The following is a 12,969-nucleotide window of genomic DNA, read 5'->3' on the forward strand; positions in this document are numbered from 1 at the left end:
GGAAATCAATCATGCCATACAACGACTATCGCCCAGATCTTATGGGCACGGCGACGCTTGAGCCGCGCGGACCATTCGAAGTCCGAAGTTGGCAAAGTCTTACTCTGGTCTATACCGCCGGACTGTTCGGTATCGATGACCAAGGCAGTGTCAAGATCGGCATGCGCGGACATTTTGACGGCTCACCGCTACAGACGACAGAGCCTACACAACCGGGATATGTGACTGCTGAAGCGTCGAATGGAGCGCCTCTTGAGGTTTCGATCGAAACGCGCCGAAATATCCGCCCCTGGAACAAGTCGATCTTTATCCGTTGCCTGCGGTATCTAAAGGAAGGGGACACGATTACGCTGCGACTGGGTGACAAGCGCAACGGATCGCCTGGCCTGCAACTTCAGACATTCTGCGAAAGCAAACTGACCTTCCAGGTTCTGGTGGATGCTTATGCCACTTACGACTACGTTCCGTTGGCGGAGGCGCGAACACCGTATGTTTCGGTCGTTCCAACAGTGCCGGCGGTTTGGAAAATCGTCGCACCAACACTGCGCCGTCCCGGAGAACCTTTCCGGATCTCAATCAAGGCCGAAGATGTGTGGGGCAACCCATCTGACAAGATCGACCAGACGATCCGGCTGTCGGCGACAGGTAGGGTAGACGGCCTGCCAGAAAACGTAACCTTTCTGCCAGGCGAATTCGTGCAAATTGCCGAAAGACTGAAAGTGGAGGAAGAGGGAACGTACACGATACGCGCGCACGACGAACGTGGAAACCTCCTCGCAATGTCAAACCCTATCGTGATCAAACCTTGTTCCTTCGCCCATTTCTGGAGCGATATGCATGGCCAGAGTGGGGAGACGATCGGTATCAACACTGCAAGGGAGTATTTCGACTTTGCGCGAAACAAGTCTTTCCTCGACATTTGCGGTCATCAAGGAAATGATTTCCAGATCACGGACGCCTTCTGGCAGGAGCTCAACTGTCTGACGGCGGAGTTTAACGAAGACGACCGGTTTCTAGCGGTCCCCGGTTACGAGTGGTCGGGGAATACCGGCACGGGTGGCGACCACAATGTGTGGTACCGGGGTGAGGGCAGGCCGATCTACCGTTCAAGCCGCGCCTTGATCGCAGACCGCACCCGCACGGACAAAGATGCCCACAGGTTGCCGGATCTGTTTGACCGGCTCGAAGGCGAGGACGCGATCGTCGTCGCGCATGTTGGCGGCCGGCATGCGGACGTCAAATATGCTTTTGAAGCGAAGCTTGAACCGTCGGTCGAGATTCACTCCGCCTGGGGCACATTCGAATGGATCCTGAAAGACGCGATTGAAATGGGATATCGCGTCGGCATCGTTGGCTCAAGCGATGGGCATAAAGGCAGACCCGGGGCGAGCTATCCCGGTGACAGCAGTTTCGGCTCCTACGGCGGGCTTACCTGCCATCTGCTGCCGCGTCTCAATAGGGATGCGCTGTTTGCTGAATTCCGCAAGCGCCACCATTATGCCACGACCGGGGCACGGATATTCCTGGATGTGGCCGGACAATTTGACAATGGCTGCCGGGTGCTTCAGCCGGATTCGTCGACATCTCCGGCAACTCAATGCCTCATGGGAGATGTCGTTGAAACCGGTAACGAGTCCATGCGGCTGGCCCTTCGCGTTGAGGGATCGGCCCCGATCGAGCGTGTCGAAATATTCGATGCGACAGAACTCATCAGGACATACCGGACATGGGAGCAGCGCGAGCTTGGAAACCGGATACGTGTCACCGTTGCGGGTCAACGTTACCGCGGCCGCGGTCGGCTTGTGCGCTGGCAGGGCAAACTAAGGCTAAGCGGCGGTGAAATAGAACGGTACGCGGCCGTCAATTTCTGGAACCACAACGAGCAACCTAAACAGGTCTCTGACAGCGAAATCATCTGGACCGCGGTCACGACCGGAGGCGAGGCGGCGATCGATATCTGGGTCGACGCAGCAGCCATGGAAGGCGACGTGATCATCGATACGAATTTCGAGGGTGGGAGGTTTGCGATGCGATCGCTCGACGCCGACGGTGAAACGGTAAATTGCGGCGGTATGGACATTCGCTTCAACGTGAAAAGACTGCCCGAAATCCTCAAGACCTGTTCGTTCGATCAATGCGTAGAGCTGCCGCTCTCGCGAAAGAAGGAAAACAAATTCTTTGTCAAGGTAACGCAGGAGGACGGGCACAAGGCCTGGTCGAGTCCGATCTATGTATCCAGCAGTTCCCAGGGGGATGTCCGATGATCGCTGAAAATGTTCTGGAGCTAATCGGCAATACACCGATGATGACGCTGGATAGAACCTTTCCCGGGTGCGCCGGCAGGATCGTGGCGAAGCTTGAATGCCTCAACCCGACTTCCATCAAGGACCGGCCAATGCTGAACCTGGTTCGAAAAGCCGTGGCGTCGGGAAAAATCACCTCCTCCACAGTCGTTGTCGAGGCAACCAGCGGCAATTCCGGCATTGCGCTGGCCAGTATCGGCACGGTTCTGGGGTTCCGCGTTCGCCTCTTCATGAGCGAGGCCTGTAGCGTTGAGCGCCAGAAACTGATGCGCGCTTATGGCGCTGAACTGGTATTGACACCTGCCAGCGAGCACACGCGCGGCGCGCGTGATCGAGCTATTGCTTTCTGTGACGCCGATCCAAAGAACACTTTTTTTGTCAACCAGCATAGTGTTGGGGAAAACGGTGAGGCGCACTATCTGTCAACCGGACCGGAGATATGGCGGGCGACAGATGGCAAAGTCGGTGCCGTCGTGATCGGTCTAGGAACATGTGGCACGCTTGACGGGCTGTCGCGATATTTCAAGGAGAAGGATCCAGCAGTTCGCATCATCGGAGTGGAACCCAAGGCAAGCCCCGTTTTCTCCGGTGGCGCATCCGCACCGCATCGCATCAACGGAATAGGCCCCGGTCTGGTGACCGAGAATTTCAAGCGTGTCAGTGACCTGGTGGACGACATTCTGTTGATTGACGATGATACGGCGTTCGAATGGGCTCGAATTGTATCCAGGGCCGAAGGCCTGATTGTCGGCCCGACCAGCGGCGCGACCGTATGGGGTGCAGATCAAGTCCGGAAGTCACTCGATCTAGCGGACAGGAAGATTGTCTGCTTCCTATACGACAGCGGAGAACGGTATCTGTCCATGGACGGTCTGTTCTGATCCGTTGAAGGTCCGGGTCAGCAGACTGTGCCTTTTACCCATTGCTGCGGGACATCCGCGACACATACTCCCCGGAGGGCAGGCTATTGGTCCAGTGCTCACCACCGATCCATGAGACCGTAAAATGCAAAGGCAAAAGGTAAGGCGTGCCGACGCAGGCGCGGTATGGGGAAGCGGGGCAGCCCCGTTGCCATGAACTCCGGGTAAGGGCTGGGATCGGGTTTTTGCGCAGTTAGGCCGGCGAGCATCCGCCCGGCATAGGTCGCCATCGCGACTCCCCCGCCGTGGTAGGCCAGACCGGTCCACGCGTGCCGCCAGTCGCCGATCCGCCCGACATAGGGAACCAGATTTCGTGAAAGGCACACAAGACCGCTCCAGTGGAACTCTGTTTCCGCAGCCGTGAATTCCGGGAACATCGCTTCGAAATGCCTCCGCACCAACCTGCCCATGTGCGCTTGGCTCTTCGGAGTAATATCGCTGGTTCCGCGCATGCCGAACAACATCCGCCCATCCGGCAGGAGCCGAAAGTAGTGCAGAAGTCCGCGTGTATCGAATGCAATTCGCCTGCTTGTCCAGCCCTGAGACTGCAATTCCTGGTCGCTCAAAGAGCGTGTAACCAGCATGTGCGACACCACGGGAAGATAGCGGCCGCGCAGCCAGTCGGGCAGGTTGTCGCTACTGTAACCATTAGTCGCGACGATCAGTCGGTCCGCCAGGATCCGCCCGGTGGGGGTGTCTACCTGGTACCGGCCATTCTCCAGCTCGCGGATTTCAATTGCCGGACTGTTGCCAAAGATTCGGCTGCCGGCTTTTTCCGCCGCTTGGGCGAGGCCTTGGACGTATTTGCCCGGATTGAGACCAAAGCCCTTGGGCAGCAGCAGTCCACCATGAAGCCCCTCGGCATGAACACCGTTGGCGCGCAATTCCTCCGCTGCAAGTAGGTCACAGGTGTGGCCGGTGAATTTCTTGAGGCTTGCTGCATGGGCAGGCAGGGTGGTCTTGGCGGCGGCGCTGTGGGCCAGGCAATATTCTCCTTCCGGTTGGGTATCCGCATCGATGCATTGCTCCTTTAATAGACTGCGGACGAGCTCGATGGCCTCACCCTGAGCCGAATAGAAGCAACGCGTCTGGTCTTCACCGTATAGCTTCGTCATCCGGCCGTCGGAAAGCTTGGCACCGCCGTATCCGCAAAAGCCTGCATTGCGGCCGGAGGCACCCCAGCCTGGTTGCGCGGCGTCGAGCACAGTCGCCTCAATACCGTGATCCCTGGCAAGATGCAGCGCCGCGCTCAGGCCAGTAAATCCGCCACCGATGATGACGACATCGGCCCGGTGGTCGCCAACCAGAGAAGGGCAGGGCCTAGGTAATGGCAGTGTGCTTTCCCAAACAGTGCCGACCCTTCGGGTTGGTGTGTAGGCATGGTCGTCATAGATCCGTTGAAGGGACTGCATCCTGGTAGACCTTATCCGGCGGGCTGGGTCTCGAATAAGCCCCGAGTGTCAAGACTGAAGGTTTGTGCGATATATGCCCTTCCTGCCTTTCGGTTTTTGCAGGAAGGGTTGGAACCCTATTGCGGGATGGCGATGACCTTGGTTTCCAGATACTCCGCTATGCCCTCGCGGCCACCTTCACGGCCGATCCCGGACATCTTCACTCCGCCAAAGGGTGAACCGGCACCGAGAAAGGCCCCATTTATGTTGACCATGCCGGAGTGCAGAGCGCGCGCAACGCGGGCGGCCCGGGCATTATCAGCCGTTTGAACATAGGCCGAAAGCCCGTAAGGTGTGTCATTCGCGATGGCGATCGCCTCCTCTTCATCGTCGAAAGGGATCATCACCAGCACCGGGCCAAATATTTCCTCCTGCGCAATGCGCATCGCATTGTCCACGTCTGCAAAGACGGTCGGGCGCGCGTAGTATCCGGTCTCGTATCCTTCCGGTTTGCCTGGACCGCCGGCGATCACCCGCGCGCCTTCCGAAATGCCGATGTCGATCATGGCCTGTACGCGGAAAAGTTGCCGGTCGCTAACAAGCGGTCCCATATGACCCCCGGATTTCGCCGGATCGCCCACTGACATTTCGGCACATTTAGCCTGTGCAATCTCAACCGCGCGATCATAGACGCTGCGTTCCACAAGCATTCTTGTGGCGGCATCGCAGCTCTGGCCTGTATTGATGAAACAAGCCTCCAGACCTTCCGAAATCGCAGATTCCAGATCGCAGTCCGCAAACACAAGGTTTGGCGATTTTCCGCCCAGTTCCAAGGCAACCTTTTTGACGGTTTCAGCCGCATCCTTGGTGACGTCAACGCCACCCCGGGTGGAGCCAGTGAAGGACATCATTGACACATCCCGATGCCGCGACAGCGCAGCCCCGGCGACAGACCCTTCGCCATGCACAAGGTTAAAGACACCAGCCGGAACTCCGGCTTCGTGCAGCACTTCGGTGTAGAGGATCGCCGAGAGTGGCGTCAGCTCAGAAGGTTTCAGGACCATGGTGCAGCCGGCCGCCAGGGCTGGTGCCACTTTCAGAACGATCTGGTTGATCGGCCAGTTCCACGGCGTGATCAGTCCGCAGACGCCAACCGGCATCCGCACCAGCGTATCTCCATTGACCAACGTCTCCTCGAAGCCGAGTTCCGTCAGCTCAGAAATCACGGCCTTGAGATGGTCGATCCCGACCTGCGCCTGCATTTCGCGTGACATGGTGATCGGGGCCCCCATCTCCAGGGAAATCGCTTTTGCAAAATCATCGATCCGGGCGGTGTAAACCTCAAGCACCTTCTTTAGCAGCGCAACCCGTTCCTCCCGGCTCGTGCGCGCAAAGGCCGGGAGAGCAGACCTGGCAGCGGCCACTGCCGTATCGATGTCGGCCTCGTTTCCAAGGGCGAGCTGTCCGATCGATTGTTCGGTCGCCGGGTTGATTACATCGGCGGTGGCGTCGCTAACTGGCCTTTTCCAGGTCCCGTCAATGTAGAATTCGGTCATGTTGTATTTCATTGCCGTATCCAGTTGTTTGGTTTGATTTCACGCTGGCGCTGCAGCGCGTGTTTCGTTTTCAAGCCGCCGCTCCTGCCTCCGGTTAACCAGAGACGCGATGAGGACGCCGGAAGCGACAATGCCGATTAGCATGGTCGACAGCGCGTTGATCTCGGGCGAGACACCCAGCCGGACGGAGGAATAAAGTTTCATTGGTAGTGTGGTGGAGCCTGGGCCGGAGGTGAAAGTTGCGATCACAAGGTCGTCGAGCGACAAGGTGAAGGACAGCAACCAGGCGGACATCACAGCCGGGGCAATGATCGGCAAAGTGATCTGGCAAAAGGCAGAAAACGGCGAACAGCCAAGATCGCGAGCCGCGTCCTCCAGAGACCTGTCGAAGGTGCGCAATCGCGACGTAACCACCACGGACGCGTAGCACATGGAAAAGGTCACATGCGCAATGGTAATCGTCCAGAAGCCGCGATCTATGCCAATGGCGACAAACAATAAAAGCAGCGACAGGCCGGTCACGACCTCTGGCATCACCAACGGCGCATAGATCATGCCGGAATAAAGGGTCCGACCCGGAAACGAGCCCATGCGCACCATGACGACGGCGCTCAGGGTGCCGAGCACGGTGGCCAGCGATGCACTGAGGGCGGCGATCCGCAAGGTGATCCAGGCCGCTTCCATATAGGCCTCGTTGGCCAGAACCACAGCGTACCATTTGGTGGAAAACCCGCCCCACACCGTCACCAGCCGGGAATCGTTGAAGGAAAAGATGATCACCAGCAACAGCGGCAGGTATAGGAAACCGAAACCGAACGTCAGCGCCGTCAGATTGAATGTGTTGAAACGGCGGTTCATCCCAGTTCTCCCTGATGCTTTTGCTGATGGCGCTGAAACAATACGATCGGCACGATCAGGATCATCAGCAGCACGATGGCCACAGCGCTTGCCACGCCCCAATCCCGATTGGCGAAGAATTCCAGCCACAGGGTTTTGCCAATCATCAGCGTTGCCGAGCCTCCGAGCAGATCCGGGATCACGAATTCACCGATAGCCGGAATGAAGACCAGGAAGCTGCCTGCGATCACGCCCGGCAGGGACAAAGGAAACGTCACCTGCCAGAATGCAGAGACAGAGCCGCACCCGAGATCCTCGGCGGCCTCAAGAAGCCGTCCGTCTATGCGCTCCAGAGAGGCATAGAGCGGCAGAATCATGAAGGGCAGATAGGAATAGACGATGCCAATATAGACAGCGGCATCGGTGTAGAGAATGTTCAAGGGTTCGTTGATCAGCCTGAGCTTCAGCAGCGCGATGTTGAGATAACCTTCGCTCTTGAGGATGCCGATCCAGGCATAGATCCGGATCAGGAAACTGGTCCAGAACGGCAGGATCAACAACAGCAGCAAAGTGCTGCGCCAACGCTTGGGGGCTTTTGCCATGCCGTAGGCGATCGGATAGCCGATCAACAGGCTCACCAGTGTCGAAATTGCCGCGACCTTGAGACTGAACAGATAGGCTTTCAGGTAGACGCCGTCTTCAATGAGCCAGACATAGTTTTCAAAGTCGAACTCGGAGAGCGCGGCCCAAAGTCCTGCCAAACCGTCCTGAACGGTCAGTTGCGGTGTGTAGGGCGGACTTGCCGTGATGGAGTCCGACAAGGAAATTTTTACGACGATCAGAAAGGGAATCAGGAAGAACAGAAGCAGCCATACATACGGCACGGCGATCATAAGGCTGCGCAGGGAGACTTTTCTCATTTTGCGGACCCTATGACTCGATAATCACACATGCTCCGGCCCGCCAACTCAGCCAGACCCGGTCGTCCCAATCAATCTCGCGACGGGACGCCAGGAGGCGGTTGGCTTCCTGGGCGCGGATGAGAACGCCATCATCGAGACGGACGTGGAATGTGGATACACTGCCAATATACGAGATTTCCTCCACGACACCCTCGACCATGTTGATGTTAAAGGCTTCCTCGGGGCGCTCCTTGGACACGTGGATTTTTTCAGGTCGCAGAACCAGCGTCTTCTGAGCACCTGCGCTCAGACGGTCTTCCGGCTGTGGCCGAATGACCATGTTGCGGCCATTGCCCCAAGTCACGTCGATCAGTTCACCATCCGTTGCCGAGATCCGGACCGGAAGCAGGTTCACATTGCCGATGAAGTCAGCGACATAGGCATTTGCCGGATGTTCGTAAATGCGGGAGGGTTCCCCGACCTGAAGCAACTTGCCATCCTTCATGACCGCGATCCGGGAGGACACGGTCATTGCCTCCTCCTGATCGTGGGTGACGATGATGAAGGTCAGTCCGAGCCGGTCCTGAACGTCCATGAGCTGAAACTGGGTTTCTTCGCGAAGCTTCTTGTCGAGCGCACCCAGAGGCTCATCCAAAAGCAGAACCTTGGGCTTCAGGGCGAGCGAGCGTGCCAGGGCCACCCGCTGCATCTGTCCACCCGATAGCTGGTGCGGCTTCCGGTCGGCGAAATTTTCCATCTGGACCAGCGCCAGCATTTCGTCGACGCGGTCCGCTATGTCACGCTTGCGCCAGCGAGCCTGTTTCAATCCGAAGCCGATATTCCGAGCAACGTTCATGTGCGGAAACAAGGCGAATGACTGGAACATCATGTTGATGGGCCGCCGGTTCGGCGGCATGCCGGTCAGGTCCACGCCGTCCAAGAGAATACGACCAGATGTCACGCTCTCGAAGCCGGCGAGCATGCGCATCATCGTGCTCTTGCCGCACCCGGAAGGGCCGAGCAATGAGAAGAATTCACCTTGGTGAATGTCGAGTGACAGATCCGAGATTGCAGTGAAGCTTCCATAGGCCTTGGTCACGTTCTCAAAGCGGATCATGGGTTCTCCCACCTGTTCAGAACGGGCAATGGCCGCGGCTGGTCGGAAGGAAGATGGCTTGCGTGTTTGCAGGTTCATGGATGGCATTTCCTGTAGCAACACAAAGGACGAGAAACTCTCCCCCGAACCCCTTTCAGGATCCGGGGGCGGGCTGTCATGCCGGTGACACGGCACGTTGGCCCGATTACTGACCTGTGCGTACTTTCGACCAGGTGCGGGTGTAGAAGCGCTCGGTCTTCCGGTCCTGCACAACGGGCGTCGTCAGGCGCTCGAAGGTCTTATCGGTCGGATAGACAGCGGGATTATCGAGGAGTTCCCTTTCAATCCCGGACTGCGCAGTCAGATTGGCACTGCCGTATCGAATGAAGTTCGCGTTCTGCGCCGCGACGCTGGGCTGCATCAGGAAATTCAGGAACGCATGGGCCTCGTCGACATTCTTTGCCTCATTCAAGATTGCAAAGCAGTCCAGATCCAACAGCGTTCCTTCCTGGGGAATAAAGAAGTCCAGTTTGACGCCGTTACCGGCTTCCTTGGCGCCTTCCGCGGCCCAATAGGCATCCCCGCTCCATGTCAGACCGAGGCAGGCGTCGCCGTTGGACAAAGCCGCAACCACTCCGTCGGCTGAAATCTGGGCTATGTTTTCGCGCACCGCACCCACATGTTCCCCCGCAGCAGAAATCTCGCCCTTGTCCGTAGTGTTTGGGTCAAGTCCCAGGTCGATCAACGCCGCGCCAAGGACATCGACCGGGGAATCGACGATCAGGATGTTGCACGCGGCCAGCGTCGACGAGATCTTGGGGTCCAGCAGCAGGTCCCATGACTTCGGGAAATCCGGACCCAGCCGTTCGTTCAGCATGTCGGTGTTGTAGGCCACACCGAAGGTCCACCAATTGTAAGGAACGAGATACTCATTGCCGGGATCGAAGGTTTCGATCATTCTGGAAATCTTCGGCCAGACATGTTCAAGGTTAGGGATCTTCTCCTTGTCGATTTTTCGGAGCATGCCGGCCTCAATCAGGCGGGCCGCGCCGTTGCTCGACGGGACGATAATGTCATACCCGGAGCCACCCGCCAGCACCTTGGTTTCCAGGATTGCGTTCGAATCGTAGGTGTCGTAGGTGACCTTGATGCCGGTCTCCGCCTCGAAAGCTTCTATGACAGCAGGATCGAGATAGTCGCTCCAGTTGTAGATAACGAGATTGCCGGTACCTGCGGCTGCGCTTCCTACGCAGGCAATGGCTGTCACCCCGCCCAACAATGCGCGGATGAAAGAATTCGCCATAACGTTCCCCTTTGATTGGTGTGTGGATTCATCTTCGGTGCGGGGTCATCCCTGCACCGGTTCCAGTTCCAGCCCTTGGCGCAGCAGCTCTTCGGTGGCTTCCTTGACGCCCTGGGTCAACAAGTCGAACAGGTCATCGATCTGGGCTTCGGTGATGATCAACGGTGGCGAGAAGATTGCCATGTTGCCGTAGGGACGGACCATCAAACCCAAATCCTGGCAACGCGCGTCTATGACGGCGCCAATGGTTGCGTCGATGTCCGGGCTCGACTTACCGTCGCGGGTCAAGGAGCACTCGATGGCGCCCATCAGTCCCATTCCGCGCACATCGGCGATGATGGGCAGATCAAGCATTTCGGCCAGCCGTTTCTGGAAATGCGGGATCACCCTGCGCGTGTGTTCCAGAACACCATCGCGTTCGAAGATTTCGATATTCTTCAACCCCGCGGCGGCGCAAACCGGGTGACCGGAATAGGTGAAACCGGACGTGAAATAGGCTCCTTGCGAAACCTCTCCCTCCAGGTCCTTGAACAGCCGGTCAGAGAAGATTGCCGCGCCCATCGGGGCGAAACCAGAGGTCATACCCTTTGCACAAGTGATGATGTCCGGAACGATGCCGAAAACCTCCTCGGAGGCGAACCAGTGTCCGAGGCGGCCGAAGCCGGTCACGACTTCGTCGGAAAGATAGAGCACATCGTATTTCCGGCAGATTTCCAGACAGAGCCTGTGGTAGCCGGCTGGCGGCACAATCACGCCACCAGATCCGAGCACTGGCTCGGCGACGAAAACCGCAACATTGTCCGGGCCGAGGTCAAGAATTGCGTTTTCGAGATCCGCGACCTTCTCTTTGAGAAAGTCCTCCATGCTCTGGTGCTCAGGTCGGCGGTAGGGAGTGACGTCAGGCAAGAAGTGACACAGATACTTGTCCGTATCGAGCCAGGCCTTTTCGCTCGGCTTGCCGCTCAACGATGCGGTCAGATAAGTGCCGCCGTGATAGGCTGCCACCCGAGAAATGATCTTCTTCTTCGTGGGCTTGCCAAGCAGATTGTTGCGGAAGTGAATGAAGCGAATTGCGGAATCCACCGCAGTAGAACCGCCCGTGGTGAAATGCACCCTGTTTAGATCGCCCGGTGCCCGTCGGGCGATTTCATGGGCAAACTGAGCGCTTACGGATGTTGCCTCACTGAAGGGTGAGCAATAGGCCATCTTGCGAACCTGGGCCGCCATGGCGTCGGCGATCTCGCCATTGCCATAGCCAAGCTGCATGCACCACATGCCGCCAGGACCGTCGATCACCTTGTTGCCGAGTTCGTCGAAGACATAGATGCCTTCCGCATATTCGCTGAACGTGCGATCCGGCTTGTCATCGCCCGCCTTGTCAAACGCATCCCAGGGGTGAAAATTGTTGTCCTTGTCCCAGGTCTTATAGGTTTGGAATTCTCTACGAAGTCCCGTCATGTCGGTTCCCGTTTGAAAAGAAATTTCACTGTATGAACGTTCATACAGTGAAATTAGATGAATGATCGTTCATTGTCTATGGTGTTTTGTCGAAAAATCCGGCATGAAGCCGCAATGATCGAAAATTTGGCAGTTGGATCAAAGAGGAAAGACTTTGTCCGAAAACATTGACCGGCCAAACAGACGCCAGCTGGACAAGGATATGAACCGGCAGGTGCTACTTGAAGCGACCGCCCGGGTTATCCTGGAATATGGAGCTGGTGGTGCCACCATCAGCCGGATTCAGGCCGAGTCGGGTCTGTCGCGCGGAATGATCAACCTGCATTTCCAGTCGAAGGACAACCTTATTCGCGAACTGGCCCACTACCTTGGCGAGCGGTACGATAAGTTGTGGCAGACCTTTGCCGACGGCTCGTCCCCAAACGTGACGACGCCGGAAGAAGCGGCCGCGCGTATGCGATCCCTGTTTGAAACGGATCTGTCGCCAGAGGTGCTTGATGAGCAGATTGCCCGCCTGACCGTCTCTTTCCGGGCCGAACCACAGCTTCAGGATCTGGCCCCGTCTTTCCTGGAAACTCGGAACACCGTGTTGCATAACTATGTACGGCGTTGCTGCGAAGTCTTGTGCCAGGCCTGTCGTCCACAATCCGATCCGGAAAAGATTGCCATGGCCTTTATGTCGCTCTTAGAGGGTTTGTGGATTGATTTCCAACAGCATCCGCACGACTTTGACCGCAACTATGCGATTGACATCTGCCTGACCACCGCAAACGCATTTTTCCCAGATTATTTTGAATGAGGACTGCTTTAGCATCCGACGTACATGTTGCTTAAGCTGTGAAACCGCAACCGGATATTTAGTCCGATTGCTTAAGACACTGTCTCAAGCTTTTCATCGTCTGTTTTGAGGTAACTCATTTGTAGCTGAATTTACGACGATCTAGCGACGCGCGATGGTTAATCATTTCAAGCGCGCGCATTTCACTAGAGCGCATCCACATTATGCTGGTTCATATCCGTTAGCCGCAAAGTAGTTGGCGCATTCTTTAAGTTTGAACTGGGCTATGAGATCGCCAACTGTGTACCACAGAGCATCGACGGTCCACGCAGCCGTGCCATCTTCATGTTCAGGCCGGTTTCACCAATGAAGACGCGCTTGGCCGGATCAAGATCAAGCTGGCTTTCGAACCAGGCCTGACGCCG

At 57.0% G+C, this 12,969-nt stretch carries 10 protein-coding genes and 1 pseudogene; 3 read left to right on the forward strand and 8 right to left on the reverse strand.

Annotated elements, in window-relative coordinates:
• Nucleotides 1-11 precede the first annotated feature (11 nt).
• A complete protein-coding gene (locus K5905_RS01820) occupies nt 12-2,264 on the forward strand; it encodes a DUF3604 domain-containing protein (RefSeq protein WP_297579602.1) in 2,253 nt (750 codons plus the stop codon).
• Nucleotides 2,261-3,184: a PLP-dependent cysteine synthase family protein gene (locus tag K5905_RS01825; protein WP_297579605.1), complete on the forward strand. Its 924-nt coding sequence runs from the start codon at nt 2,261-2,263 to the stop codon at nt 3,182-3,184. The genes K5905_RS01820 and K5905_RS01825 overlap by 4 nt, the downstream gene beginning before the upstream one ends.
• Before the next feature lie 98 nt (nt 3,185-3,282).
• On the opposite strand, the gene K5905_RS01830 is transcribed toward K5905_RS01825, so the two are convergent.
• From K5905_RS01830 to K5905_RS01860, 7 genes are all read right to left on the reverse strand, one after another.
• Nucleotides 3,283-4,635 (reverse strand): FAD-binding oxidoreductase, encoded by a 1,353-nt coding sequence (locus tag K5905_RS01830; RefSeq protein ID WP_297579608.1) that lies wholly within the window; start codon nt 4,633-4,635, stop codon nt 3,283-3,285.
• A gap of 116 nt (nt 4,636-4,751) precedes the next feature.
• A complete protein-coding gene (locus K5905_RS01835; RefSeq protein WP_297579612.1) occupies nt 4,752-6,182 on the reverse strand; it encodes an aldehyde dehydrogenase family protein in 1,431 nt (476 codons plus the stop codon).
• A gap of 27 nt (nt 6,183-6,209) precedes the next feature.
• A complete protein-coding gene (locus tag K5905_RS01840) occupies nt 6,210-7,028 on the reverse strand; it encodes an ABC transporter permease (RefSeq protein WP_297579615.1) in 819 nt (272 codons plus the stop codon).
• A complete protein-coding gene (locus tag K5905_RS01845; RefSeq protein ID WP_297579618.1) occupies nt 7,025-7,927 on the reverse strand; it encodes an ABC transporter permease subunit in 903 nt (300 codons plus the stop codon). Before K5905_RS01845 ends, K5905_RS01840 begins: the two co-directional genes overlap by 4 nt.
• A 10-nt stretch (nt 7,928-7,937) precedes the next feature.
• Nucleotides 7,938-9,113, reverse strand: a complete 1,176-nt coding sequence (locus K5905_RS01850; RefSeq protein ID WP_297579632.1) for an ABC transporter ATP-binding protein — start codon at nt 9,111-9,113, stop codon at nt 7,938-7,940.
• A 97-nt stretch (nt 9,114-9,210) separates the two neighbouring features.
• Nucleotides 9,211-10,308: an extracellular solute-binding protein gene (locus K5905_RS01855; protein ID WP_297579620.1), complete on the reverse strand. Its 1,098-nt coding sequence runs from the start codon at nt 10,306-10,308 to the stop codon at nt 9,211-9,213.
• A 45-nt stretch (nt 10,309-10,353) separates the two neighbouring features.
• On the reverse strand, nt 10,354-11,766 hold the full coding sequence (locus K5905_RS01860; protein WP_297579623.1) for an aminotransferase class III-fold pyridoxal phosphate-dependent enzyme: 1,413 nt from the start codon (nt 11,764-11,766) through the stop codon (nt 10,354-10,356).
• A 154-nt stretch (nt 11,767-11,920) separates the two neighbouring features.
• Between K5905_RS01860 and K5905_RS01865 the strand changes: the two genes are divergently transcribed.
• Complete coding sequence (locus K5905_RS01865) at nt 11,921-12,565, forward strand: TetR/AcrR family transcriptional regulator (protein WP_297579626.1); 645 nt, start codon at nt 11,921-11,923, stop codon at nt 12,563-12,565.
• 302 nt (nt 12,566-12,867) lie between these two features.
• Here K5905_RS01865 and K5905_RS01870 read toward each other — a convergent pair.
• Nucleotides 12,868-12,969: pseudogene (locus K5905_RS01870) on the reverse strand (IS630 family transposase); the annotation flags it as partial.

This window comes from Roseibium sp., assembly GCF_025698965.1.
Taxonomy (GTDB): Bacteria; Pseudomonadota; Alphaproteobacteria; order Rhizobiales; family Stappiaceae; genus Roseibium.